This is a genomic window from Promicromonospora aerolata, assembly GCF_042682255.1.
In the GTDB taxonomy this organism is placed as follows: Bacteria; Actinomycetota; Actinomycetes; order Actinomycetales; family Cellulomonadaceae; genus Promicromonospora; species Promicromonospora aerolata.
This window is the reverse complement of record NZ_JBHUHF010000001.1, coordinates 824,759-848,059: the sequence shown is the minus strand read 5'-3', so window position 1 is coordinate 848,059 and position 23,301 is coordinate 824,759. Positions and strand designations below refer to the sequence as shown.

The 23,301-nt window shown below is 71.5% G+C and carries 26 protein-coding genes; 12 read left to right on the top strand and 14 right to left on the bottom strand.

All coding sequences use genetic code 11. From position 1 onward, the window contains the following. Window positions 1–71: 71 nt before the first annotated feature. From ACFSL2_RS03795 to ACFSL2_RS03785, 3 genes are all read left to right on the top strand, one after another. Window positions 72–758 carry a TVP38/TMEM64 family protein gene (locus tag ACFSL2_RS03795; RefSeq protein ID WP_377196563.1) on the top strand — a complete coding sequence of 229 codons (687 nt, stop codon included), beginning with the start codon at window positions 72–74 and terminating at the stop codon, window positions 756–758. Then, a complete protein-coding gene (locus tag ACFSL2_RS03790) occupies window positions 758–1,408 on the top strand; it encodes a CDP-alcohol phosphatidyltransferase family protein (RefSeq protein WP_377196562.1) in 651 nt (216 codons plus the stop codon). The genes ACFSL2_RS03795 and ACFSL2_RS03790 overlap by 1 nt, the downstream gene beginning before the upstream one ends. A 190-nt stretch (window positions 1,409–1,598) precedes the next feature. Further along, window positions 1,599–3,050 carry a dihydrolipoyl dehydrogenase family protein gene (locus ACFSL2_RS03785; RefSeq protein ID WP_377196561.1) on the top strand — a complete coding sequence of 484 codons (1,452 nt, stop codon included), beginning with the start codon at window positions 1,599–1,601 and terminating at the stop codon, window positions 3,048–3,050. Window positions 3,051–3,052: 2 nt separating this feature from the next. Here the strand turns inward: ACFSL2_RS03785 and ACFSL2_RS03780 are convergent, their stop codons facing one another. After that, window positions 3,053–3,274, bottom strand: coding sequence for an anti-sigma factor family protein (locus tag ACFSL2_RS03780; protein ID WP_377196560.1), 222 nt, complete (start codon window positions 3,272–3,274; stop codon window positions 3,053–3,055). Between the two features lie 32 nt (window positions 3,275–3,306). After that, a complete protein-coding gene (locus ACFSL2_RS03775) occupies window positions 3,307–3,867 on the bottom strand; it encodes an RNA polymerase sigma factor (protein WP_377196559.1) in 561 nt (186 codons plus the stop codon). 365 nt (window positions 3,868–4,232) lie between these two features. Here ACFSL2_RS03775 and ACFSL2_RS03770 point away from each other — a divergent pair, with 365 nt between their 5' ends. Together ACFSL2_RS03770 and ACFSL2_RS03765 are read left to right on the top strand one after the other, a co-directional pair. Next, window positions 4,233–4,805 carry a hypothetical protein gene (locus ACFSL2_RS03770; RefSeq protein ID WP_377196558.1) on the top strand — a complete coding sequence of 191 codons (573 nt, stop codon included), beginning with the start codon at window positions 4,233–4,235 and terminating at the stop codon, window positions 4,803–4,805. Between the two features lie 153 nt (window positions 4,806–4,958). Next, window positions 4,959–5,672: a Crp/Fnr family transcriptional regulator gene (locus ACFSL2_RS03765; protein ID WP_377196557.1), complete on the top strand. Its 714-nt coding sequence runs from the start codon at window positions 4,959–4,961 to the stop codon at window positions 5,670–5,672. 5 nt (window positions 5,673–5,677) lie between these two features. Here ACFSL2_RS03765 and ACFSL2_RS03760 read toward each other — a convergent pair whose 3' ends face one another. The 5 genes from ACFSL2_RS03760 to ACFSL2_RS03740 form a co-directional block, all read right to left on the bottom strand. Next, entirely contained in the window at window positions 5,678–6,346 is a 669-nt protein-coding gene (locus ACFSL2_RS03760; RefSeq protein ID WP_377196556.1) for a haloacid dehalogenase type II, read from the bottom strand. Between the two features lie 124 nt (window positions 6,347–6,470). Then, the gene (locus tag ACFSL2_RS03755; protein ID WP_377200759.1) at window positions 6,471–7,970 is read right to left on the bottom strand and encodes a SulP family inorganic anion transporter; all 1,500 of its coding nucleotides are present in this window, start codon (window positions 7,968–7,970) and stop codon (window positions 6,471–6,473) included. Between the two features lie 398 nt (window positions 7,971–8,368). Beyond that, window positions 8,369–8,821 carry a MerR family transcriptional regulator gene (locus ACFSL2_RS03750; RefSeq protein WP_377196555.1) on the bottom strand — a complete coding sequence of 151 codons (453 nt, stop codon included), beginning with the start codon at window positions 8,819–8,821 and terminating at the stop codon, window positions 8,369–8,371. Between the two features lie 219 nt (window positions 8,822–9,040). Continuing rightward, window positions 9,041–9,799, bottom strand: coding sequence for a hypothetical protein (locus ACFSL2_RS03745; protein ID WP_377196554.1), 759 nt, complete (start codon window positions 9,797–9,799; stop codon window positions 9,041–9,043). Between the two features lie 353 nt (window positions 9,800–10,152). Then, window positions 10,153–10,770, bottom strand: coding sequence for an RNA polymerase sigma factor (locus ACFSL2_RS03740; RefSeq protein ID WP_377196553.1), 618 nt, complete (start codon window positions 10,768–10,770; stop codon window positions 10,153–10,155). Between the two features lie 289 nt (window positions 10,771–11,059). Here ACFSL2_RS03740 and ACFSL2_RS03735 point away from each other — a divergent pair, with 289 nt between their 5' ends. Next, a complete protein-coding gene (locus ACFSL2_RS03735) occupies window positions 11,060–11,896 on the top strand; it encodes a hypothetical protein (RefSeq protein WP_377196552.1) in 837 nt (278 codons plus the stop codon). Between the two features lie 44 nt (window positions 11,897–11,940). On the opposite strand, the gene ACFSL2_RS03730 is transcribed toward ACFSL2_RS03735, so the two are convergent. Then, window positions 11,941–12,171, bottom strand: coding sequence for a hypothetical protein (locus ACFSL2_RS03730; protein WP_377196551.1), 231 nt, complete (start codon window positions 12,169–12,171; stop codon window positions 11,941–11,943). A gap of 82 nt (window positions 12,172–12,253) precedes the next feature. Here ACFSL2_RS03730 and ACFSL2_RS03725 point away from each other — a divergent pair, with 82 nt between their 5' ends. After that, the gene (locus ACFSL2_RS03725; RefSeq protein WP_377196550.1) at window positions 12,254–13,009 is read left to right on the top strand and encodes an alpha/beta fold hydrolase; all 756 of its coding nucleotides are present in this window, start codon (window positions 12,254–12,256) and stop codon (window positions 13,007–13,009) included. 378 nt (window positions 13,010–13,387) lie between these two features. Here ACFSL2_RS03725 and ACFSL2_RS03720 read toward each other — a convergent pair whose 3' ends face one another. Next, window positions 13,388–13,924 (bottom strand): DUF1990 family protein, encoded by a 537-nt coding sequence (locus ACFSL2_RS03720; protein ID WP_377196549.1) that lies wholly within the window; start codon window positions 13,922–13,924, stop codon window positions 13,388–13,390. A gap of 51 nt (window positions 13,925–13,975) precedes the next feature. Between ACFSL2_RS03720 and ACFSL2_RS03715 the strand changes: the two genes are divergently transcribed. Continuing rightward, the gene (locus ACFSL2_RS03715) at window positions 13,976–14,617 is read left to right on the top strand and encodes a hypothetical protein (protein ID WP_377196548.1); all 642 of its coding nucleotides are present in this window, start codon (window positions 13,976–13,978) and stop codon (window positions 14,615–14,617) included. 89 nt (window positions 14,618–14,706) lie between these two features. Further along, complete coding sequence (locus ACFSL2_RS03710) at window positions 14,707–15,624, top strand: alpha/beta fold hydrolase (RefSeq protein WP_377196547.1); 918 nt, start codon at window positions 14,707–14,709, stop codon at window positions 15,622–15,624. Here ACFSL2_RS03710 and ACFSL2_RS03705 read toward each other — a convergent pair. Continuing rightward, window positions 15,551–16,798: a cytochrome P450 family protein gene (locus tag ACFSL2_RS03705; protein ID WP_377196546.1), complete on the bottom strand. Its 1,248-nt coding sequence runs from the start codon at window positions 16,796–16,798 to the stop codon at window positions 15,551–15,553. The genes ACFSL2_RS03710 and ACFSL2_RS03705 overlap by 74 nt on opposite strands. Before the next feature lie 209 nt (window positions 16,799–17,007). On the opposite strand from ACFSL2_RS03705, the gene ACFSL2_RS03700 reads away from it, so the two are divergent. Beyond that, entirely contained in the window at window positions 17,008–18,018 is a 1,011-nt protein-coding gene (locus ACFSL2_RS03700) for a hypothetical protein (protein ID WP_377196545.1), read from the top strand. A gap of 208 nt (window positions 18,019–18,226) precedes the next feature. Here ACFSL2_RS03700 and ACFSL2_RS03695 read toward each other — a convergent pair whose 3' ends face one another. Together ACFSL2_RS03695 and ACFSL2_RS03690 are read right to left on the bottom strand one after the other, a co-directional pair. Further along, window positions 18,227–19,135, bottom strand: a complete 909-nt coding sequence (locus tag ACFSL2_RS03695; RefSeq protein WP_377196544.1) for a hypothetical protein — start codon at window positions 19,133–19,135, stop codon at window positions 18,227–18,229. A gap of 84 nt (window positions 19,136–19,219) precedes the next feature. Next, window positions 19,220–20,287 (bottom strand): peptidoglycan recognition protein family protein, encoded by a 1,068-nt coding sequence (locus ACFSL2_RS03690; protein WP_377196543.1) that lies wholly within the window; start codon window positions 20,285–20,287, stop codon window positions 19,220–19,222. Between the two features lie 143 nt (window positions 20,288–20,430). Here ACFSL2_RS03690 and ACFSL2_RS03685 point away from each other — a divergent pair, with 143 nt between their 5' ends. Beyond that, on the top strand, window positions 20,431–20,781 hold the full coding sequence (locus tag ACFSL2_RS03685; RefSeq protein ID WP_377196542.1) for a GntR family transcriptional regulator: 351 nt from the start codon (window positions 20,431–20,433) through the stop codon (window positions 20,779–20,781). Between the two features lie 159 nt (window positions 20,782–20,940). Further along, complete coding sequence (locus ACFSL2_RS03680; protein ID WP_377196541.1) at window positions 20,941–21,738, top strand: DUF899 family protein; 798 nt, start codon at window positions 20,941–20,943, stop codon at window positions 21,736–21,738. A 35-nt stretch (window positions 21,739–21,773) separates the two neighbouring features. Here ACFSL2_RS03680 and ACFSL2_RS03675 read toward each other — a convergent pair whose 3' ends face one another. After that, the gene (locus tag ACFSL2_RS03675) at window positions 21,774–22,256 is read right to left on the bottom strand and encodes a hypothetical protein (protein WP_377196540.1); all 483 of its coding nucleotides are present in this window, start codon (window positions 22,254–22,256) and stop codon (window positions 21,774–21,776) included. 111 nt (window positions 22,257–22,367) lie between these two features. After that, entirely contained in the window at window positions 22,368–23,252 is an 885-nt protein-coding gene (locus ACFSL2_RS03670) for a sigma-70 family RNA polymerase sigma factor (RefSeq protein WP_377196539.1), read from the bottom strand. Window positions 23,253–23,301 lie beyond the last annotated feature (49 nt).

Genomic DNA, 23,301 nt, shown 5'->3' with positions numbered 1-23,301 from the left:
GGGGGCCGGTCACACCAAGACTGGCCGGTCGGAAACGGAACACAACTGGAAGCCTGCGGGCTTCCATCACCATGAACATGTGGGGACGTCTGGCCGGGCTCGTGCTGCTTCTGCTCGTCGGGGTGGTGCTGTTGATCGTGGTCCCGCTGCCCACCGTGCCGGAGCTGCACGCACAGGTCGCGGCGTTCGGCGCCTGGGCGCCAGTACTGTTCATCGCGGGCTATGTGGTCGCCACCCTGCTCCTGCTGCCCAAGAACGTCCTGTCCGCCGCGGCCGGTCTGGCCTTCGGCCTTCCCCTAGGCGTGACACTCGTGTGGATCGGCGCGATGCTCGGCGCCGCTGCGTCGTTCTGGCTCGGTCGCGCACTGGGACGCGACGGCGTGGCGCGCCTCGCGGGGCGGCACATGGTCCGGCTCGACGGCCTCGTGCGTCGGCACGGCGTGCTGGCCGTGCTCGTCGCCCGGCTCATTCCCATCGTGCCGTTCACCGCGGTCAACTACGGCAGCGGCCTGACGGCGGTCGGGTTCCCGGCCTATCTGCTGGCCACCGCCGTCGGGATCCTGCCGGGCACTGTGGCCTATGTCGCCGTCGGCGCTTACGGGACCGACCCTGGAGGCTGGCAGTTCCTGGTGGCGGCCGGTGCCCTCCTCGTGCTGAGCGTGGGCGGCGCCGCGTTCGCCCGCAGGCGCTCCCGGACCGCCGGCAGACCCGATGCCGGCCCAGACGTCTCGGCTGTCACCAACGAGAAGGAGACCTGATGCTCGACGCACCCGCGCGGAACCTGCTGGCCGCACCCCTGGACGCCGTCGCCGCCCGGATCGACCGGCGCTGGGTCACCCCGGACCGCGTCACGATGGCAGGGCTCGTCCTCGGCCTCGCGGCAGCCGGGGCCGCGGCGCTGTCCTGGTGGGGCGTCGCGCTGGCACTCTGGCTGATCTCCCGCCTCGCCGACGGACTGGACGGGCCGCTGGCCCGCCGTCGCCGGGCCAGCGGTCTGGACACGACGTCGGGCGACGCCGGCGGATTCCTCGACATCACCGCCGACTTCGCGGTCTACGGTGCCTTCGTGCTCGGCGTCGGCATCGGCTGGGGCGGCTCGATGCTGCCGTTCCTTACTGTGCTGCTCGCCTACTACATCAACGGCACGGCGTTCCTGGCGTTCTCCTCGATCGCGGAACGGAGCGGCCGGCGCCTGGACGACGGTCGGTCTCTGTCGTTCCTCGGCGGTCTGGCCGAGGGCACCGAGACGATCATCGTGCACAGCGTCTGGGTGCTTGCGCCGGCCGCCGCAGGCCCGGTGGCCTGGGTGTGGGCCGGCCTCGTGCTGCTCAGCGGAGGCCACCGGATGGTGGTGGGATACCGCATCCTGCGTGCGCCAGCTGCCCGTGCGACGGGTTCCGAAGTCTGAGCGAGCAGGCCGGCTCAACGTTTCGTCAGGTATCCGTCCACGATCGCGCCACCCACGAACGGTCGCACCTGGGCGGGGGCGTAGTGCGATTCGACTCGCACCGCGATCTGATGGAAGCGCAGCCCGCCCGGACGGGTTGCCACCGCAGTGACCGTCCGACCAGGACTGGTCGGACGACGAGGAGCCGCACGTGACCGCACCGCACCAGCCCTGGGACCTGCTCGTCGTCGGCGGAGGAACCGCCGGGATCGTAGCGGCCAAGACCGCCGCACGGCTCGGCGCCCGGGTGGCGCTCGTCGAGCGGGACCGCACGGGCGGTGACTGTCTGTGGACGGGATGTGTACCGAGCAAGGCGCTCCTCGCGGCCGCCGGCCGGGCTGCCGAGGCCCGTCGCGCGGCGACACTGGGCGTGCACGTGTCCGGTGTCGAGACGGACTTCCCCGGGGTGATGCGGCACGTGCGCTCCACGATCGCGGCGATCGAGCCGCAGGACACCCCCGAGGCGCTGACCGCGGCTGGAGTCCACGTCATCCACGGGGACGCGGTCTTCACCGGGCCCACGTCCGTCGAAGTCGCGGGCGATCGGATCGACTTTCACCATGCGCTCATCGCGACCGGCGGGCAGCCCCTGGTGCCCCCCGTCCCCGGCCTGGCCGAGGCCGACCCGCTCACCAGCGACTCCGTCTGGAACCTCGAATCGCTCCCCCACCGCCTGGTCGTCATGGGCGGAGGCAGCATCGGGTGCGAGCTCGGCCAGGCCTTCGCCCGACTGGGCTCCCGCGTCACCCTCGTCGAGGCACTGCCCCGCCTGCTGCCCCGGGAAGACCCGGACGCCGCCGCGCTGGTGCACGGCACCCTCGAGCACGACGGAGTCGAGGCCCTGGCAGGGACGCGGGCGGTCGCGGTCCGCGGGCGGCCGGGAGAAGCCGGCGAGCTGGTCGTCGACGACGACTCAGGCGAACGGGTGCTGCCCTACGATGCTCTGCTCGTGGCGGTCGGACGCCGCCCCGGTACCGGCGGGCTCGGGCTGGACGCGGCCGGTGTCGACCTCGAGCCGCGAGGGTTCGTGACCGTCGACCCACAGCTGCGCACATCCAGCGCGCGAATCTGGGCCGCCGGCGACGTCACGCCACATCCCCAGTTCACGCATGTCGCCGGCGTTCACGGCAGCCTCGCGGCGAGCAACGCCGTCCTCGGCGTGCGCAGGCGCGTGGACTTCTCGGCGGTCCCGCGGGTGACGTTCACCGATCCGGAGGTCGCCGCCGTCGGCGCCCCGACCTGGGCGCACGACGGTGGTGCGGAACCGCGGACGGTCACGCGTCAGCACGTGGACGTCGACCGGGCGCAGGCCGAGAGCCGCACCGGCGGGTTCTCCCGCCTGACCCTCGGGGTTCGCGGCCGGGTCCTGGGCGGGACCGTCGTGGGCCCTCGCGCGGGAGAGTCGCTCGCCGAGGTCACCCTCGCCGTACGAAAAGGACTGACCGCCACGGACCTTGCCGGTACCACCCACCCGTACCCCACCTATGGCGACGGGGTATGGAATGCGGCAATCTCCGAGGTCCAGAGCCGCCTGGCCGCACCCACGACCCGGTGGCTCCTGACCAGGCTCGTCGCGCTGCGCCGAGCCTGGTCCAGCAGGTAGAGCTACCGAGCTGAGAGCCCGTCGGCGAATCGCTTGAGGCGGTCGACGGCCTCCGGGTCGACCGGTGGCGGTCTCTCGCTGCCCACGGCGAGGGCCGCCTTGATCGCCAGGTACGTCTCCGCCTCCAGCCCACAACGGCGACACGTCTCGAGGTGGGAAGCGACCACGCTGGACGTGGCCGGTTCGGCCTCACCGTCGAGGTAGCTCTGCAGCACCTTAGCCACGTGATAGCACTCAAGAAGCGACATCCGGCTCATCACATCCCCTTCCTGCGAGGTGCCAGCCCCGCCTTGGCGAGGTCCGCCCGGATGCGCGCGCGAGCCCGGTGCAGCCGGCTCATCACCGTCCCACGCGGAACTCCGAGCTCGTCAGCGGCCTCCTGGTACGACAGTCCCCCGAGGTCGACGAGCTGCACCACCCGCCGGTGCTTGTCCGAGAGCGCCGCCAGCGACTTCTCGGTGGCCGCTTCGAAGAGCTCGCTGACCACTACCTCCTCTGCCGCCGGTACCGGCGGGCCGACACGGTCCAGGCCGTCGGCCACACCGTCACGGTCGGCGAGGAGCACGGCACTGCGGACCCGAAGCCGGTTGAGGTGCGTGTGCCGCATGATGGTCAGCAGCCAGGCCCGCGGGTGCGCCCCGTCGAACCGGTCGATCGCACGGTAGGCGCGGATCAACGTCTCCTGCACGAGGTCCTCAGCATCGGCGTGCTGGTGCGTCAGAGCGAGCCCGACGCGGTAGAGCACGGGGATCTCCGGCACCACGTACTTGTCGAACGGCGACAGTGGCCCATCGGGGCCGGGGTCGGCGTCAGGCATGGCAGCGTCCTCGGCCCGATTCACCGCTGTCCGAGGGGGATGGGGCGGGAACCGTTGTCAGCGTGCTTTTGATCAGCATCTTTCCAACCTATGCGGTTCAGCCGGTGGACCGGTTCGCGAGCCGTTCGTGCACCTGCGCGAGTGAAGGGTACGGCGCTGGGCGGTCTTCGAGGTGCCAAGTCTGCGCGCGCCAGATCGCGAGAAATGTGAGCCCGCTTACGGAACGAGGAGGGCTGGGTTCCTAGGTTCGAGACACGTCGACCACGATCTGTGGTCGCCTCGCCCTCGACGGGCCACATACATGCGGGCAGGTCCGGGAAGAGCAACGCGGCACCCGGACCGAACGTCAGGAAGAGGGAACTGTCATGAGCACGACTCACACCACCAGCCACTCCACGAGCCTGGGCCGCGCGGCGGTCATCGGCGCCGTCGCGGGCGTGATCGCCTCGTTGGTCATGGCGATGTACGCCATGGTCGCCGGGTGGGTGCAGGACACCGGATTCTTCACGCCGCTCTACCACATCGCTTCGCTGGTCGCGGCCCCCGAGACGATGATGACGTCGATGGAGAACGGCACGGCCGGCACCGCCTTCACCTTCTCCTTCGGGGTAGCCGTGCTGGGCGCCCTGATCCACATGATGACCGGCGCGGTGTACGGCGCCGTCTTCGGCCTCCTCATGGCACGCCTCCGGCTCGGCACCCTCGCGCTCACCGCACTCGGCCTGGTCTGGGGCGCGATCGTGCTGGTCATGAGCGCCTTCATCCTCCTGCCGCTCGCTGCGGCGGCGACCGGAGCCGGCGAGCCCATCGCTGACATGGCCGCCATGGCCGGCTGGGGCACGTTCACCGTGGAGCACCTGCTCTTCGGCATCGTGCTGGGCATGATCGTCGGACTGCGACTGTCACGTCCGGCTCAGTCCGCTCCAGCGGCGTACTGAGCTGCAGCTGTCACGAGCCGCCGGTGCGGACGACAGGAGACCGTCATGGCTGGAAAGATGAGGATGAACATGCCGTGCTGCCTGCCGATGGCGGATCCTGCGGCCCTTGCCGGCGGCCTCCGGCCTTGGTCGCCCGGCCGAAGAGAGGAACACGTGGACCTCGAACGTGCCGGTGACCGCCGCAACTCCCCCGGCACGCCCTGGTGCATGGCCGAGGTCGACATCTTCTGCGACCTCAACGCCGCCGAGATGGACGCCCTCGGTGCCGCGGCGCCCCGACGCACCTTCGCGCCCGGCGCCCTGGTCTATACACCGCACCAGCCGGTCGAGACGTTGTTCATCCTCAAGCAGGGTCGTATCCGGATCTTCCGGACCTCCCCCGACGGCCGTGCCCTGACCACCGCCATTATTTCGCCGGGCACGATCTTCGGCGAGATGGTCATCGTCGGCCAGCAGATGCACGACAACTACGCCGAGGCCCTCGACGAGGTGGTGGTCTGCGTGATGAGCAAGTCCGACGTCAAACGGCTGCTGCTCGGGGACCCGCGCATCGCCGTCCGGATCTCGGAGACCCTGGGCAGGCGTCTCGGCATGATCGAGCAACGCCTCTCGGACACGGTCTTCAAGTCGGTCCCGGAACGCATAGCGTCCACGCTCGCCACGCTGGCCACCGGCGCCGCACCAGGCCTGGGCCGCGGCGTTCAGGTACGGCTCACCCACGAACAGCTCGCGGCCCTGGCCGCGACCTCCCGTGAGACCACCACCAAGGTCCTCGGCGAGCTGAGCGACGAGGGACTGGTCAGCCTCGGCCGGGGACGGATCAACGTCCTCGACCTGATCCGCCTACGGGACTACTGCGGCGAGTAGGTGCCTTACCCCAGCTGTTCCGCCAGGCGGAGCGGCGACGGAGCCTCCAGGTCCGGCGGCCGGAAGTACTCCGGATAGGGTCCGCCGGCCCGGTTGATCCAGGCGGCGGACAGGCCGGCCCGGCACGCTCCGTCGGTGTCCCAGGGATGAGCGGCGACCAGCATCGCTTCCATCGGATCCACCCCGCAGGATTCCAGCGCGAACGTGTAGGCACCGGGCGCCGGTTTCCAGATGCCGGCCTGCTCCACGGACAGGAATGCTTCGAAGGCGTCGTCCAGCCCCGCCTCGGACAGCAGCCGCTGCGCGATCGACGCCGACCCGTTGCTCAGGGTGACCAGCCGGATGCCCAGGTCCGCCAGCGCCCGCACGCCACCGGGCACGTCCGGGTGGACTGCCAGGCCCGCGAACCCCGCCATGATGTGGTGCACCGCGTCCTCGACCGGGCGGTTCAACGGGATCCCCGCCAGGACCGAACGGAGTCCTTCGGCGCCCAGCTGCGCGAAGGACGGGTTCTCCTGGGCGACGGTGAGCGCGAACCCGTCCCGCAACAGGCCCGCGAACCACACCTTGGCCAGGTGCGCCGGGGCGCCGACCGCCTCGAACCTGCCGGCGATCGGAGCCATGTCCGACAAGGTCTCGTTGACATCGAAGATCAGCACCCGCGGCCTGTTCACTGTCTCCTCCTACCTCAGCGCCGGGGGTACGAGTTCGGTCGGATGGTATGAGGTCGGTCCATCAACCGACCGATCTCATACCATCCGACCGAACTCGCCGGCGCTGATCACCAACCTACCGAAGTCAGTGGCCGGCGCCCAGGTTGCCGGCGAGCCGCTCGTGGCGGGCCGCGGAGTCGTCGTTCATGCCGATGATCGTGACTGTCTTGCCCTTGGCCTCGTACTTGGTGGTCACGGCGTCCAGCGACGCGACGGTCGAGGCGTCCCAGATGTGGGCCTTGGTCATGTCGATCACGATGTTCTTGGGGTCGCCCGCGTAGTCGAACTGGTAGACCAGGTCGTTGGACGAGGCGAAGAACAGCTCGCCCTCCACGGCGTACACCCGCTGGTCGTCAGCGTCCGAGGCATCCAGGCGCTTGACCGAGGTGAAGTGCGCGACCCGCTGAGCGAACAGCACCATCGCGACCAGCACACCCACGATCACGCCGTAGGCGAGGTTGTGGGTCGCCACGGTCACCACCACCGTCGCGACCATGACCGTGGTCTCCGACTTCGGCATGCGCCGCAGGGTCGACAGCTGGATCGAGTGCCAGTCGAACGTGCCGACCGAGACCATGATCATCACCGCGACCAGCGCCGCCATCGGCATGATCGCCACGACGTCACCGAGCCCGACCACGAGGATCAGCAGGAACACACCGGCCAGGAACGTCGACAGGCGAGTCCGTGCGCCGGAGGCCTTCACGTTGATCATGGTCTGGCCGATCATCGCGCAGCCACCCATGCCGCCGAAGAACCCGGTGATGACGTTGGCGGTGCCCTGCCCCCACGCCTCACGGGTCTTGTTCGAGTGGGTGTCGGTGACGTCGTCGACCAGCTTGGCGGTCAGCAGCGACTCCAGGATGCCGACCAGCGCCAACGCCAGTGCGTAGGGCGCGATGATCTGCAGCGTCTCCAGGTTCAGCGGCACGTTCGGGAAGAACAGGCTGGGCAGCGACTCGGGCAGCGTGCCCTCGTCACCCACGGTCGGCACGTTGATCGCCGCGACCACGACCGCGACGGTCAGCAGCACGATGGCGACCAGCGGCGCTGGGACCACCTTGGTCCACCGGGGCAGCAGCACCATGATCACGATGCCGGCGGCGACCAGCGGGTAGACGATCCACGGCACACCGACCAGGTGCGGCACCTGGGACAGGAAGATCAGGATGGCCAGCGCGTTGACGAAGCCGACCATCACCGACCGCGGGATGAACCGCATGATCTTCGCGACGCCGAGCACGCCCAGGACCACCTGGATGATCCCGCCCAGGATCACTGTGGCGACGAGGTAGTCGATCCCGTACTCGCGGGCGACGGGTGCGATGACCAGTGCGATGGCACCGGTCGCCGCGGAGATCATGGCGGGGCGCCCGCCGAGGAACGAGATCGACACCGCCATGGTGAAGCTCGCGAACAGACCGATCCGCGGGTCGACCCCCGCGATGATCGAGAAGGCGATCGCCTCCGGGATCAGGGCCAGCGCCACCACGAGCCCCGCGAGGACCTCGGTGCGGAACGTCTTGACGGAACTGAACGCGGCCCGGAACGAGCCGGATGCGGTGGCCTCCGGGGCGCCCGTCATCGGGATCGGCGCCGGGGCAGGATCGGGCAGGTCGACAGGTGTGTGAGACACGCAGTGTTTCCTTACGGGCTCTGGGGCGCACGCCCCAAGGACCAAGGTCGCGAGACCCGGTCCGGGTGGACAGGACTGAGCACGCGACACTGCGTACGAAGAATGTGGGATGGAGCCGGTCCCCCGGAATGGGTGAGGCGGAGGTCCGAGCCGTGGGCAACCCTACCCTGACGTTAGGGAAGAGTCGATTCGTCCGCATGTGACGTGGCTCGCTCGGGTGTATCCGCCAGATGGCGCGGCTCGGCCGCGACAGCTGCCCAGACGGCGGGGCCGTTTCCTTCCGTCAGTCCTCGTCGGCGATCAGCGGGGTCAGAGTGACCTGGGGATGGTGCGCTCGAAGGTGTGCGTCACCGGGCTCCGCCCGAGCGGACGTCACCGGACCGGATCCCCCGCTGCTGCCGACGCACCTCCCTGCGCAGGCTGTCGGCGAACTCCTCGGCCATCGCGAGCTGGTCGCGCAGTGCCTCGCACCGCTCTTCCGCCGCTGACTCGAACATGCTCAGGCGGTCCAGGGCGGCTCCACGCGAGGCATCGTCGGGCCTCTCCTCGTCCGATCCGGCGGCATCGAGCGTGTCGAGCGCGTCGAGCAGGCTGCGCATCTCGTCCAGCGCGAACCCGAGCGGCTTCATCCGCTTGATCAGCTGCAGGCGCGCGATGTCCGACTCGGTGTACAGGCGGAACCCGCCCTGCGACCGGGCCGACGGCGTCACGAGGCCGACCTCTTCGTAGTAGCGGATCGTGCGCAGCGAAAGCCCGATGCGTTCCGCCACCTCACCGATCTGCTTGTGCTGCAGGCCCACAGCCCCTCCTCGAAATCGAAACCCCTACTCTACCGCTACGGAAGGCGTGCGTGGCTTCGCTTGCTTGGGGACAGCAGCAGAGCATTCACCGTACACTCACGTTCCGTGAGAGATGGGCCGAACCGGCCCGCAGCGGCCTGAGCCCGCCAGGCGACGACCCCCGTCAGCCCGGTACAGCAGGACCGATGAACCTCCAACGCCTGCAGACCTACCCGCACGTCAAGGGTCGAGTCGCGAACGGCTCGGCCCCCGGGCTTCCCCGGGGACGACGTCCTCGAAGCGGTCCAGGCGCGGGTCATGCGGCCCGACGAGCTCCAGGCGGCCGGCGAGCTCGCGGACCTCGGCCTCCGGGAGGTTGGCCATGAGCTGAATCCGGGCGCCGGTCTCGGTGGACCAGGTGGCGTACCTGAAGCCGCCGTTGTCGCCGGTACGTATCGCGGTCCCCGACCGTGTGGGGACCGACAAGCCGCCGGCAGGGATCGGATAGATGCTCGCGCGAGCAGCCCAGGGTGTCCCGCTCAGCTCGACGTGGATCTCGACCCAGGGCTCACCACCCTTCTCTGTCGGGTCGCTGTTGCCGTACTTGGCCGACCATGTCGCGTGGCGATCGGACGACGGCAGCGGCGAGATGGCCTGAAGGCCAGAAGGAGCAAGGGCTGCCGCTTCTGCCGACGTCTCACCGTCGTAGGAGCGCGCGACCGACGTGACCGTGTCGCGATCCAGGCCGGCGGACGTGACCAGGTGCCTGCCCCTGTCGGTCCGCCACTCGACCCAGACGCCCCAACCGAGGTCGACGAGCCAGGCGTCTTCTGCCCCTACCGCCAGTGAGACACGCTCCGCGTTCTCGAAGTTCTCCAGGGGGCCCAGCGGGGACTGCGCATCACCGCTCCAGATGGTCAGCACAGCATCGTCCGGCGATCCATCTGCCCGGTAGAAGGCGGCGACCGGGGTGGCACGAGGGCACTCGTCAACCGTCATCCGCACGTCGCTCAGCGCAGCAGGCGTCGGCGGCTGAAGGAGATAGGTCGCGCCCTCCAAGGCACCCGGATCCGCCGTTGCAGCAGGCGAGCACTCCGCGGCAGACACCGGCATGCTGCCGGCAGCCGCGGCGAGCGGGACCAAGTGTTGCTGATCGCGCAGCACGTTCGTCCCGATCACTGCGCCGACCCCTAGCACCGCTACGGCTGCCATCACGCCAGCGGTGCGCACCACGTAACGGCGTGCTGAACGCCCCGGCGCGGCACTGATCCCGTCGAGGACCGTAGCCCGGACCCGTTGGCGTCGGTCCGCGGAGAGCGGCTCGACGACCGGGGCGGAATCAAATCGATCGTTCATCGTGATTCCTTTGCGATTTCCTCGTCGAACAAGTTCTGCAGTCGGGTGCGCGCACGCGAGAGACGGCTCTTCACCGTGCCCACCGGCACTCCTAGAGACAGCGATGCGGACGCGTGATCGAGGCCTTGCCACACGCAGAGCTCGATGACGTCCTGATCGATCTTGCGGAGGCGTCGGAACGCGGCCAGGACGCGTCTCGAGTCCGTCTCGCGATCAAAGGCCTCGGCGACACCATCGGCATGATCGGCCTGGACCGAATCGGCCGTGAGCCTCGCAAGGGCACGACGAGCACGCATCGCGGTCCGGGTGTTGCGTCGCAGGGTCATTCTCGCGATGCCGAACAACCACGGCAGCGGAGAGCCGTTCTCAAGACTCGCTCGGGCGCGACACCGCCACGCCTCCAGGAAGACGGTCGACAAGAGGTCTTCGGTCAGCTCACGGCTGTCGAGACGTCGCGCCAGGTAGCGGTAGATGGAGTCGCAGTGGCGGTCGTAGATCGTGCCGAAGGCCGCGGCGTCGTTCTGCATGACCACCGCCCGCCACAAGGCTTCATCGTCGGGCTCCTGCAGATCCGCGGGGGCCGCAGCAGCAACGTCGGGCGGTCGAGCTCGCACGTCGATCGAGTCTACGGAGCGGATGGGCGGCGAAGGCGATGCCGCGGCAGCTGGAGCACCGGTCACACCGAGTAAGTGCCCGCAGCCGGTCGCGGGTTCCATTCCGCGCCGAACTTTCCGATGACGTCGCCCGGGCACGATCTCGGTCGAGAGCACGACGCTCGATCGACGGGCCCCTCTGGGCCTGCCGACCTTCCACCGTCCGGACGGGGTGAAGTGCCCGTACGGGAAAAGCGCCACTCCAGCCTAGGTAGTCGACCTAGAACGGGCAGAGCAGTACGTTTCGACCATGAGCAGTGACAGCGACGCGCCTCCGAGCGAGGGCGGCGAGAAGACCGAGCGGATGGACCGCCTCCGGGCTCTGTTGACCAAGCCCATCAAGATTCCCGAGTCGGCGTCGAGCGACAACGACGATGCCGACTACGCCGCACCCGTGGCTGCCGCCGCGGCACCCAAGGGGGCCAAGACGCCGATGACACCCCAGGGATCGACGCCGAAGGGCGCCAAGACCCCGGTAGAGACACCGCCTGCGGTCAAGGCGGCCGCCGAAGCACTCGACCGTCTCAGCGCCGAGGAGAAGGAGGCCGTCGTCGACGGTGCCGCCCAGCCGGGCAGGCCGAGCCGGTCCCGTCGCACCTGGGCAGACGCTTACCTCGCCAAGCCGGACAAGCCGCTGACCCCGGAGGAGGTGCGCGCCGAGCTCACCGTCACCCTCAAGGAACAGGGCACCGAGCTACGCGAGCTCGTCGCCAAGCAGGGCGCCGCACAGGAGAAGGCGTACGAGCAGGCACTCGCCCAGGCCATCGACCAGGTACGAGAGCAGGCTGCCGCTGAGCTGACCACCTCGGCCGAGCAGACTGCCGCTGCCGCACGCCGGGAGGCAGCGCGGCTGCAGGAGCAGATCGACACGCTGACCTCGACCACTGGCGCACTGCGGACCGACCTCGACGCGGCCCGCGCCGTCGGCGAGGCGGCCCAGGCAGCGGCAGATTCCGCTGCCGCGGCAGCATCAGCAGCCCGTGACGCCGCGGACGCCGCCGCCAAGAAGGTAGCCACCGCCTCGACGTTCGCCTGGGTCGGCATCGCGCTGGCCCTCGTTGCCGTAGTGGTCGCCGTAGTGCTCTGACGACGCGATAGCGCGGGACGCGACAGCGAGCAGGGCAAGAGGCCTCAGCGCGGATCGTCGAGGTCGGTACCGGCGCGCAGCACGAAGCGTCGGTGCCTCGGCGTACCGTGGTGATGGCCGCCGTAATAGGTGGGTGACTCCCGGACCGGCGCGTACGTGACGCGAGGGCCGGTGAACACCTCATCGAGCAGCGCCGCAATCGCCGCGTCGACCGGGGACTCCGGCGCCTGCCCGCCGGGTCGGCCGGATTGCTGACCCTCCACCATTTCGAACATGCGTTCGATCCTACCCGTCGCCCGCGCCAGCGTCCACCGATTACGTTGGTCACCGCTCGCCCGCCGCGACTAACGTCAGCGCATGATCCTCAGCCATGACACGACAGGCTCCGGTCCCGCCGTTCTCCTCCTGCACGCCGGCGTCGCCGACTCCCGGATGTGGGCCCCGCAGCGCGCACCCCTGGCTCGGACCCACCGCGTGATCCGGTGCGACCTGCGCGGCTACGGCGACACCCCGCTGACCAGTGATCCGTTCGACAATGCCGGCGACATCAAGGCGCTCCTCAGCTCCCTGGGCGAGCGTCCGGTCGCGGTCGTCGCGGCGTCGTCGGGCGGGAACGTGGCGCTGCAGATCGCCTCCGAGTGGCCGGACCTCGTATCCCATCTCGTGCTGCTGAACTCCGCCTTCGCCCTCCCGGCCACCCGCTCCCTGCAACGGTTCGCCCGCCGCGAGGATGCGCTGCTCGAGGCCGGCGACGTCGCCGGCGCGACCGAGCTCAACGTCGCCACCTGGCTCGGGCCCGAGGCCGACGACGACGCCCGCGAACTGCTGCGCACCATGCAGCAGCACGCGTTCGAGGTCCAGCTCACCGCCGAGGAAGACATCCACCAGAACTCCGGTCCCGCCATCGACCTGGAGGCCATCACCGCCCACACCCTGGTCGTCTCCGGGGGGCAGGACCTCGACCACTTCCGAGCGATCGCGAACCACCTCGCCGGGCACATCCCCGGCGCCAAGCACACCCAGCTCGGCTGGGCCGGCCACCTGCCCAACCTCGAACGTCCCGACGAGATCACAGAGCTCCTCACCGACTTCCTGGCCGAGTTCCCGGGTTAGCCACCTCCGCGCGGAGAGCGGGCCGGTGCTCAGGAGCCGGGGCGGTCCGCACGAGGTCGGGCGGTGCGAAGAAGGCGGTCGTGCGCAGGGGGCGGGCCGTGTGCAGGAGGCACTCCCGTCGCCACGCGCAGGAACCAGGGCCTGCCGTCGCGGCCGTGCCGAACCGCAACGACACGCCGAATGCGTGCCGTCACTCCGGCGTGTCGTTGCGGTTCGGCACACGAGAACACCTGCAGCTTGCGGCTCGGCACACCGCGGACCCGACCAAGCCGCGGTCCGGCACATGACAGCACCCGCAACTTGCGGTTCGGCCCCCGAGAAACCGTTCACCCGCCCCCAACCACCACACCGCCCCACCAGCCCAACTGCCAATCTGCCTCAGCCCCCGTCCTGCCCCCGGGCCGTGACCAGGTAGCCGCGCGTGACCCGGTCCTGGATCCGGTGGGCGATGCGCGGCAGGATGCGTGATCCCCAGAAGTCGTGCCGGGCCACGGCGTGGATCTCGAAGACGAGCCGGCCGTCCTCGCGGAGCACCCGGAACGACTCGACGCCCGTCTCCGGGTGGTGGGGCAGAGTCGCGTAGGTGAAGCCTGCCCGGTCGGGTTCGTGGACGGTATCGAGCACGCGGCACGGTGCGGCGAACCAGAGCGGTCCGGTGCGCAGCGCCTGGACGACGGTCGCGCCCACCGCCGCGGGTCCGGTCGAGGCGACGAGCAGCCCGGCACCCCGGTGGATCCGCCAGCCGAACAGGGCATCCGCGGTCACGGCGACGGACGCGTCCGGGCCGAGCACCACCCGCTCCCGCAGCACCCTGGCGCGGACCGGCGGCGCGTCCAGCCAGGCGAGGTCCGCCGTCGGGCGTTCGGCGACCGAGCGTTCGAGGATCCGCGCGAGGTCGGGCCGGGTCAGCTGCACCGACGCAGCGTATCGCCGGGGAGCGAGCCCGTACCTGTACCTTTCTCACCCATGGCGACCGAATACGACCCGACCGCTCTCGACGCGCCGATCCCACCGGGCGGCGTCCCGCGGCACGCCTCCGCCAAGGAGCGCAAGGGCCGCGGCATCAAGCCCTTCCTCTCCGACCTCAGGGCCGAGGTGCAGAACCAGCTCGCCCGCTCCGAGGCCCCGGGCCGGCCGCACGACGCACAGGACCACGCGACCCAGCAGGTCGCGCCGGCGGGCCGGCCACCCCGGCTCGCGGCCGGCCCACACACGCCGGAGCCCCGGGCGTTCGACGACGGCGCTGCCCTGACCTCCGCCGCCCTGGCAGCGGCCGACCACGCAGGCACTGCCGCGGACCACGCCGGGGCGGCGGCCGAGGCAGCACGTGCCGACGCCGCAGCCGCTCGCGCCGATGCGGCCGCCGCCCGCACCGAGGCGGCGGCAGCCCGGGCCGACGCCGTCACCGCGCAGGCGACGGCGGGCCGGGCGGACGCGCACCTCAAGGCCGCTCGCGCCGAGATCGAGGCCGCCCACGAGGAGTTCGCGGCCCTGCGCGCGGAGATCGAGACGGATCGTTCCCGGACCAGGGTCCACCTGCTGGTTGCGTGGATCGGCGCGGGCGTGGCGGGGCTGCTCGGCGGGGCCGCGCTGGTCCTCGGCCTCTGAGGCCGACGGAGCCATCCGAGTCGTCCGAGCATCCGACAGACCGCCACCGGCGACCGATGAGTTCCCGGCGCCCGCGGCGTCGGACAGCCATGACCGAGACTCTGCTCGACGTTCCGGGCGCGCGACTGTGCGCCGAGACCTTCGGTGATCCCGCCGACCCGGCGATCCTCCTGATCGGGGGGATCGCGAGCGCCATGGACTGGTGGCACGAGGACTTCTGCCAGGCGCTGGCCGCGGGCGACTCCCCCAGTGGTCCCGGACGCTTCGTGATCCGCTACGACCACCGTGACACCGGCCGGTCCCGGACCGATCCGCCCGGGGCGCCGTCGTACACCGGGGACGACCTGGCGGAGGACCCGGTCCGGCTGCTCGACACGCTGGGGCTCGGGCGTGCGCACGTGGTCGGGGTGTCGATGGGTGGCGGGATCGCGCAGCAGACGGCGATCGAGCACCCGGACCGCGTCGCGACGCTGACGCTGATGTCGACGAGCCCGCTCACCGGTGGCCCCGACCTCCCTGCGCCCACTGCGGAGGCCCGGGCGCTGTTCGACGATCCGCCGCCGGATCCCGACTGGTCCGACCTGGACGCCGTCGTGCGGCACCTTGTCGAGGGCGAGCGGGCGTTCGCGGGGCCCGGCTACGACGCGGCGGCCACGCTCGAGACGGCTCGGCGCGTCGCGGAGCGGTCGATCGACCCGGCTGCGGCGTCGAACCACTTCCTGGTCGAGGGCCGGACACCGGAGGGCGCGCTCGCCGACGTCGCCGTGCCCACCCTGGTGCTGCACGGCGAGGCGGACCCGATGTTCCCGCCCGAGCACGGCGCGGCACTGGCCGCCGCCGTGCCGGGCGCACGGCTGGTGCTGCTGTCCGGGGTGGGGCACCAGTACCCGCCGCGCATCGCGTGGGGCGTGGTGGTCCCGGAGATCCTCGCGCTCACCGCGCCGGGCGCTGCTCCTCGAACCGGACCGGGAGGTGCTGGGGCACCGACGACCACAGCGTCCCCGTAGCGCGCAGCGACTCGGGCGGGACCGTCAGCGTGACTCCGCCGAGACGGCGCAGCCCGGCGCCGACCGCCACCTGGGCGATCACGGTGGCCGGACGGCGTGCGGGACAGGAGTGCGGGCCGGCTCCCCAGGTGAGGTAGGAGAGGTTGCCGGACTCGAGCCAGATGTCGTCGCCGGTGGCGCGTGACTCGGCGCTCGCGCCGAGGATGCCGGGCACGACGGCGTCGCCGGCCCAGATCTTGCGGCCGCCGAGGGTGGTGTCCGCCAGAGCGAAGCGCGGCCCGGTGTTGGTCGCGGGGGGCGCGGAGCCGAGCGCGGCCTCCAGGGTGTCGGACGCGGACAGCCTGCCGCCCGACCGGCCGTCGAACCGGGGGTCGGTGAGCCGCAGGCGCAGAGCCTGGGTGATCCACGCGACCTCGAACTCGCTGCCCAGGATGAGGGTCGCCGAGACGGCGCTCTGCGCGTCCAGGTCGGTGGGCTGGCTCGGGTGGCGCAGGATCGCGGAGGTCAGGTCGTCCGACGGCTCGGCGCGGCGGCTGGCGATCAGGTCGGCGATCAGTGCCCGCTGGGCGTTGAGCGCCTCGCCCCCGGCGGCGCCCTTGGCCTGGAACACCGTCCGGGCGTGGCTCAGCATGGCGCGCGCCTGCTCGGGCTCGAGGCCGAACACCGTGGACATGACCAGGAGCGGCACGGCGCGGGCGTAGTCGCCCACGAGGTCGGCCTCGCCCTGGGCCAGCACCCGGTCCAGCGCGAGGCCGCACCACTGCTCGGTGATCGCCGCGAGCCGGTGCTCGTCGACGCTCTCGAACGCGTCGTCGATGAGCCGGCGCAGGTGCCGGTGCCGCAGGCCGTCCACGTAGTAGATGCCGTCGCGCGGGGCGAGCACGCCGCCGACGCCGCTGTCCGGACGGACCGTGCCGTCGGCGAGCAGGCTCCAGTTGCGCGAGTCCCGCGCGAACAAGCTCTCGTTGCGCAGCACGGTGACCAGCTCGCGGTGCCCCAGCACCAGCCAGGCCGGCACGCCGGGCTCCAGGAGCACCGGGGCGACATTGCCCCAGCGGGCGCGCAGCCGTTCGTACACACGCCCGGGATCGGCGCTGGTGGTGGTCTCGGTGAGCGGGATCAGGTCGTCCAGGTCGACCAGGCGCTCCGACTGGGTGGTCGTCGTGACTGTCATGGCTCCCCGGGGTTCTGGGCGCGACCAGATCGCGCACCACGTCGTTTAGGCGGAATGTACCGCATGTCCCATGCGCAGTAATGTATCCAGCCGAATTAACCGGACAAATCGTCACGCAGTTGCTACCCGGCCGTCGCCAAGCGGCCATGCTGCGGGTGAAGTCTGGCCCGACGACCGGCACCTTCCGCACCGACCGGAACGAGGGCACCATGCGTACAACCGCACGAGCACTGAAGCTGGCAGTCGGCACGACCGCGGCCTCGGTCGCCCTGGGCGTCGCGGCGGCGGGATCCGCCGCCGCCGGGCCGACGGCGCACGCCGAGCAGTCGGCGGTGAGCGACGCCGAGGTGGCCCAGCGCTGGGCACCCGTCCACTACCAGGACGTGGACCAGACCGGCACCAACGCGCTGGGCGGCCGCTCGGACTACATCGCCGCCTACGACTTCGACGGCGATCTGGACGCACGCAACAACTGGGACAACACCAGGCGCCACGAGCTGGCCGCCACCGCCTACTACTCGGTGCTGGAGACGGGCAGCCACTGGTTCGTCACCTACATGTTCTTCCACCCCCGGGACTGGGCCGACTCGATCTTCGACACGGAGCACGAGAACGACGCCGAGGGCGTGCTGGTCGCCGTGCAGAAGGACGGCTCCCGGTTCGGCACCCTGCGCGCAGCGGTCACCGTGGCGCACACGGACTTCTACTTCTACGTACCGTCGGGCAGTACCTGGGGCGCGGGCGACGAGACGCTCGACGGTACCCTGCAGCTGGCCACCAACCCGCACGACGGTCTGGCCCACCCGGTCACCGCCCAGGAGGCCAAGGGGCACGGCCTCAAGGCGCGTCCCGGCTACGACATCCGGGGCGACGGCGTCGTCTACTACCCCGCCGGCCGCGCCGAGGTGCCGGAGCACCCGGACGACCGGGACGTCTCCTACCGGCTCGTCGACCTCCAGGCACCCGGCGGGCTCTGGGCGCAGCGCGCCGACGCCCGGCTGTTCGCGAGCCACGGGACGTTCGCCGGCGACCGCTCGGGCGGCTGCGGCAGCGGCGGGATCTCCTGCTCGCAGAACTCCGCGAACGCCCCCTGGGGCTGGGACGACGGCGACGACGGCCCCGGCCGCGGCGCTCTCGCCACCGACCCGGCGGGCCTGGTGGCCAGCTACTTCAGCATCCCGGAGCCCCTGTCCCGCACCTACGTGCACAACCCGTACTGAGTCCGTCTGGCGCCCCGGCCGGGCCCGCGCCGGGCCGGGGCGGGGGCCGGGCCCGGCCCGTGTGGTCGGTAGGACGTCAGGTGATCGGCAGCCCGGGTTGCCGATCACCTGACGTCCTACCGACCACACGAGGCCCCCGCTCAGCCTCAACCCGAGGTCGAGGGTCGGGCGAGGTTAAGGGTGAGGTTGAGGGTTAGGGTGCTCACCCTCAGGCCAGCCGGGCGGTCACCACGAGCTCCTCGCCCACGTCCAGCCGCACGTCCGCCAGCCGGACGCCGTCCGGCAGCTTCTCGGCGAGGTCGATGTCGCAGCTCGTGGCGGCCTCGACCCGGCCGCGGATGGTGCCCAGCAGTGCCGCGACCAGCGGGTTTCCGCTCGCGAGCTGCACGTCGCGGACCGCCAGCACCATGTTCGCGTCGACGCTGACCGACGCCGTCGCCTGCACCCGGGCGGACAGGAAGATGCCCTTCTTGATCGCGGCGTCCACGCGCAAGGTGGCCGACCGCGGCCCCTCGGAGACCAGGTCCACCTCCAGCCCCGTCAGCGTGATGCCCTGCTGCAGCAGGACCACGGTCAGCAGCCCCCTGGCCGTGGCCACCAGACCCGCCTTGTCGACGGCGACGCGGGCGTGTCCCGACACCGGGTGCTCCCCGCTGGGTTCCACCGGCAGGACGCCGGCGCGGCCGTCGGCGCCCTCCACCCACTCGAACCGCAGGCCCTCGAGCTCCGCGGTGACGTCGACGGGCAGGTCCACCGCGACGATCGGGTGCGCGTCCACGCGCAGCCGGTGCAGCGTCCCCGGCTCGCGCCGGACGATCTCCGGGTTCCAGCTCGTTCCGGCGCCGGCAGGGTTCGCCGCGCCGTCGGTGCGCACGACGACGCCGGTCAGGTCGATGTCGGCCGACGCGACGGACGCGCCGTCCAGCACCGCGGCGATCGACGTCCGGTCCAGGCCGGCGGCCCTGCCTCCGAGCTCGTCCGCGAGCGCGGTCCGGATACGGGCGGTCAGGTCGGCGCCGTCGGTGGGCCGGGGCGCCGTCCCGAGGAGGATGGGTTCGGGAGTGCGGTGCTCGGCGGGCGGGTGGTCGGATGCGGGGCGCTGGGCGGCGTCGGTCATGGACGCGAGACTAACCCGCCCACCGCGCCGGGCAGCCGCTTCCACGGCTCGCCCAGCGCGGCACCGTACGGGCCTGCGCCGCGCTCAGACCCGCCCGGCGTTCAGGCGGCGCTGCAGCGCCATGACGGCCTGGGACTCGCGGGAGATCACGCCGTCGACCGGTGTACCGAGATGGCGCTGCAGGGCGCGGATCGTCTGCGGGCCGATCTTGCCGTCCCGCTGGCCGGAGTCCATCCCGATCCGGGCCTGCAGGGCGGCGATCACCCGGGATCCCAGTGCGTCGGAGACCCACTGCCAGCCGGTCGTCAGGCCGGGGTTGGCGTCCCGCCAGTACACGCTCTGCGACGAGACGACGCCGTCCACGGTGGTGCCGAGCTCCTGCTGCAGCCGGCGGGTGGTGGCCGACCCCCAGAAGCCGTCCACGACCAGGCCGTCGGGCTCCCCCGGGCTCGGCGGGGTGGAGCCCGAGCCGGTGCGGATGTCGTCGATGCGTGCGTACAGGTGCCGGCCGGGGCAGGCGGTCTGCGAGACGTCCCGGTGCCCCCGCAACGGGGCATCCCGGGTCCACCAGCGGTCCTTGCCCTCGCGGTAGATCGCGGCGGCGGTGGAGATCTGGGCGGAGGTCGGTGTGGTCGTCTCGTAGTTCCCCGCGAAGCAGATGGACCGCGAGGTGCTGTTGCGGCCCCCCGTGTGGGTGCCCCGCCGGTTCCAGCTCACGCCCTGGTAGGCCCGGCCGGACGGAAAGATGACCACGTTGTAGGAGATGCCGGTGCCGAACCGCGACTGGCCGACGCTCTCCAGAGCGCGCATCTGCTCGGCCTCCGCGGCGATGCTCGCGTCGGCGGACAGGTGCGCCGTCACCGAGTGGTGCACGAAGACCTCGACGGCCGGCCCGGTCAGCGTCAGGTCGCCGTCCGGGTAGCGAGCACCCCACGACCCGCGCGACGCGATGCTCACCGCGGCCTGGGCCTGCGCGTCCGGCACGGCCATCGGCACGATGTCGGACGGCGCGTCGCCGCCGGTGTCGCCCACCGTCTCCCCCACTGTCTCGCCCTGCGGACCACCCTGCAGATCGCCCTGCGGTTCGTCGTCCGCCGCCAGCACCTCCAGCACGATCCCCGTGTCGTCCTTGATCTCGTACGGCTCAACCATGGTGCCCCCCATGTTCCAGAAATGTCCTACATGTCTACCACCGCGCGTCGGCCAGGGCGACCCCTTCCGGAGGGTTCGCGCGGCGGCCGCCCCGCACCGCCGCGCCTGGTTCCGCCGGCGCCCGCGCTTGTAGTGTTACCGACGTGATCAGCATCGACGCCGACTCCCCCGTCCCGCCGTTCGAGCAGGTGCGCACCACGCTCGCCCAGCAGATGGCGGACCGGACGCTCCCGGTCGGTACGCGGCTGCCCACGGTGCGCGCCCTCGCCGCGGACCTCGGCATCGCGGTCAACACCGTGGCCCGTGCGTACCGAGAGCTGGAGGCGGCGGGACTGGTCGAGACCCGCGGCCGCGCCGGCACCTTCGTGAGCGCGGCCGGCGACCAGCGTCTCTCCCTCGCCCAGGACGCGGCGGCGACGTATGCCGAGACGGTCCGTGCGCTCGGCCTCGGCCGGGCAGAGGCACTGGAGATCGTGGCGGCGGCGCTGCGGTAGCCGCGTCGTCCCCGGTGCGGGCACCGGGCGCGTGCGCGACGGCCGGCGGTCGATCCGTGCCCCGTCCGTTCGTCGACCTGGTGGGCGCCCGACCGATGAGCTTCGGCCCGGCCGTCCGTCCGTACTGGGATAGACCCGCGCACCGACGAGGAGAGCACCATGACCGCAACGCACGAGAGCCGCACCGAGCGCCCCGGCGCGGCAGCCGTCCCGCCCGTCGTCGACCGTGCGGCCTGGCAGGCCGCACGCGACGAGCTGCTGGTCCGCGAGAAGGCGCACACCCACGAGGGGGACGCGATCGCGGCGGCCCGACGCCGGCTGCCCATGACCGAGGTCGACGCGGCGGCCACCGTCGTGGGACCGGACGGACCGGCCACGCTGCTCGACCTGTTCGAGGGCCGTGAGGAGCTGGTCGTCTACAAGCACATGTGGCACCTCGGCGAACCGTTCGAGCACCAGTGCGAGGGCTGCACCATGACCTACTGGGCCGTGCAGGATCCCGCCTACCTCAACGCCCGCGGCGTCTCGTTCGCCGTGTTCGCGAAGGCGCCCTACGCGGACCTCGCACCGTTCGTCGAGTTCATGGGGTACCCCCAGCACTGGTACTCGGTGTTCGACACCCAGGACGAGGTGGTGGGCGGCGGCGACTTCGGCACCTGGATGTGCTTCTTGCGCCAGGGCGACCGGGTGTTCCTCACCAACTCCGTCACGGGCCGCGGGGCCGAGGCGACGATGCCCGCGCTCGCGCTGCTCGACATGACGGTGCGCGGCCGCAAGGAGGTCTGGCAGGACAGTCCGGAAGGCTGGCCGGATGGCAAGGCCCCGGGATGGTTCTGGCGCACGGACGAGGACGGTGTCGGAAACGGCGGGAGCGGTGGCATCGGTGGCCGCCCGGCCGTCCAGTGGGCCCGCCCGGGCGCGACTCCGGTCGCCCCGGGCGAACGCCACCACCACTGACCCCGACGGGCGCACCGGCCCCGCCGGTGCGCCCGTCAGCGGCGCGCGGACAGGCTCGCGCGGACGTCCGGGCGCAGCATCGCGACGACGCCGACCAGCACGAAGGCGATGTGCACCACCCGGACCGCCGGCAGTGCCGCCGACATGTCGCCGCCGAGCGCGTCGGCCAGACCGGCACCGCCCGCGAGCTCGGCGGCCATGGGCACCACCATCGAGGCCATGCCGAGCATGCCGAGCCCGACCAGCAGGGCCCACCACGCCCACCGGCGGCCCTGTGCCAGGAACCAGGCACACGTGAGCGCCGCGGCGAAGATCACGCCGCGCACGGCCATCTGCATGATCAGGCCGCCGTCGATGCCCTGTGCACCGACGGCGGCGACGGAGAGGACGCCCTCCGCGATCCCGGCGAGGACCGCGAGCGCGAAGCCGGCGGCCGCCAGCTTTCTGCGGTGCGCGGCGCGGTCCTGACCGGTGGTGGGGGTCGAGCTCGGGCCGGTGTCGTACATGGTCTGCGTCATGTGTCCATGCTGGTCGAGGGCCTGTTCCGCGGAAATCCGGCTGTCCTCCGTCCGACTCGTGGGTTGTCCCGACCGCCGGGAGTCACGTGTCCGTGACACCGGCGTCCGGGCTCAGTCCTGGACGGGCAGGACGCCGGAGAGGTCGAGCCCGGCCAGCCGCTCGGGGTCGGAGAGCACGTCGATCTCGGTGATCCGGTCCGCCACGACGGCGAACGCCAGGACGGAGACCGCTCGGCCCTTGACCACGACGAGCGCCCCGGCGGTCCCGTTGACGAGCACCGGTCGGACGAACGGCGCGAGCCCCGAGTACATGGGCGCGTTCCCGGCCACCTCGTGCGCGCCGGAGAGGACGGTCGGGCGGCCGTGCGCACCCTCCGCCCGCAGCACCACGTCCGGGTGCAGCACGGAGACCAGCCGGTCGAAGTCACCGTCCCGGGCCGCGGCGAAGAACGCATCCACCACCGCACGCTGGCGCGGCACGTCGGCGTCGGGTGCCGTGGTGGAGCCCATGACCCGGCGCCGGGCCCGGCTCGCGAGCTGGCGCGTGGCCTCGGGCGTCCGGTCGATCATCGGCGCGATGTCCGCGAACGGCACGCCGAACGTGTCGTGCAGCACGAAGGCGAGCCGCTCCGCCGGAGCCAGCTGTTCCAGCACCACGAGCAGCGCCAGTCCGACCGAGTCGGCCAGCACGGCCTCGGTCTCGGGGTCGGCGCCGGACTCGGGCGTGATCAGCGGGTCCGGGACCCGGACGTCCAGCGGCACCTCGCCGCGGGTGTTCCGGGAGCGCAGCATGTTGAGGCACACGCGCGACACGACGGTGGTCAGCCAGCCCCCGAGGTTCTCGACCCCCGCGGTGTCGGCGCGCTCCACCCGGAGCCACGCGTCCTGGACCGCGTCGTCCGCCTCGCTGACCGAGCCCAGCATCCGGTAGGCGACCGCGCGCAGGTGCGGCCGGTGTTCCTCGAAGCTGTCCCGCCACCACGTCTGTTCGTTCATCGCTGTCACATTCCTCCGTCGCCGCGTGTCATGCCAGTGAAGACCCCGA

Excerpts from the sequence above, each read along its gene's own strand:
- ACFSL2_RS03795 (WP_377196563.1), top strand. The coding sequence starts at position 72 with ATGAACATGTGGGGACGTCTGGCCGGGCTCGTGCTGCTTCTGCTCGTC.
- ACFSL2_RS03790 (WP_377196562.1), top strand. The coding sequence starts at position 758 with ATGCTCGACGCACCCGCGCGGAACCTGCTGGCCGCACCCCTGGACGCC.
- ACFSL2_RS03775 (WP_377196559.1), bottom strand. The coding sequence starts at position 3,867 with ATGCCTGACGCCGACCCCGGCCCCGATGGGCCACTGTCGCCGTTCGAC.
- ACFSL2_RS03770 (WP_377196558.1), top strand. The coding sequence starts at position 4,233 with ATGAGCACGACTCACACCACCAGCCACTCCACGAGCCTGGGCCGCGCG.
- ACFSL2_RS03755 (WP_377200759.1), bottom strand. The coding sequence starts at position 7,970 with ATGACGGGCGCCCCGGAGGCCACCGCATCCGGCTCGTTCCGGGCCGCG.
- ACFSL2_RS03745 (WP_377196554.1), bottom strand. The coding sequence starts at position 9,799 with ATGACGGTTGACGAGTGCCCTCGTGCCACCCCGGTCGCCGCCTTCTAC.
- ACFSL2_RS03735 (WP_377196552.1), top strand. The coding sequence starts at position 11,060 with ATGAGCAGTGACAGCGACGCGCCTCCGAGCGAGGGCGGCGAGAAGACC.
- ACFSL2_RS03730 (WP_377196551.1), bottom strand. The coding sequence starts at position 12,171 with ATGTTCGAAATGGTGGAGGGTCAGCAATCCGGCCGACCCGGCGGGCAG.
- ACFSL2_RS03725 (WP_377196550.1), top strand. The coding sequence starts at position 12,254 with ATGATCCTCAGCCATGACACGACAGGCTCCGGTCCCGCCGTTCTCCTC.
- ACFSL2_RS03715 (WP_377196548.1), top strand. The coding sequence starts at position 13,976 with ATGGCGACCGAATACGACCCGACCGCTCTCGACGCGCCGATCCCACCG.
- ACFSL2_RS03710 (WP_377196547.1), top strand. The coding sequence starts at position 14,707 with ATGACCGAGACTCTGCTCGACGTTCCGGGCGCGCGACTGTGCGCCGAG.
- ACFSL2_RS03705 (WP_377196546.1), bottom strand. The coding sequence starts at position 16,798 with ATGACAGTCACGACGACCACCCAGTCGGAGCGCCTGGTCGACCTGGAC.
- ACFSL2_RS03700 (WP_377196545.1), top strand. The coding sequence starts at position 17,008 with ATGCGTACAACCGCACGAGCACTGAAGCTGGCAGTCGGCACGACCGCG.
- ACFSL2_RS03695 (WP_377196544.1), bottom strand. The coding sequence starts at position 19,135 with ATGACCGACGCCGCCCAGCGCCCCGCATCCGACCACCCGCCCGCCGAG.
- ACFSL2_RS03690 (WP_377196543.1), bottom strand. The coding sequence starts at position 20,287 with ATGGTTGAGCCGTACGAGATCAAGGACGACACGGGGATCGTGCTGGAG.
- ACFSL2_RS03680 (WP_377196541.1), top strand. The coding sequence starts at position 20,941 with ATGACCGCAACGCACGAGAGCCGCACCGAGCGCCCCGGCGCGGCAGCC.
- ACFSL2_RS03675 (WP_377196540.1), bottom strand. The coding sequence starts at position 22,256 with ATGACGCAGACCATGTACGACACCGGCCCGAGCTCGACCCCCACCACC.
- ACFSL2_RS03670 (WP_377196539.1), bottom strand. The coding sequence starts at position 23,252 with ATGAACGAACAGACGTGGTGGCGGGACAGCTTCGAGGAACACCGGCCG.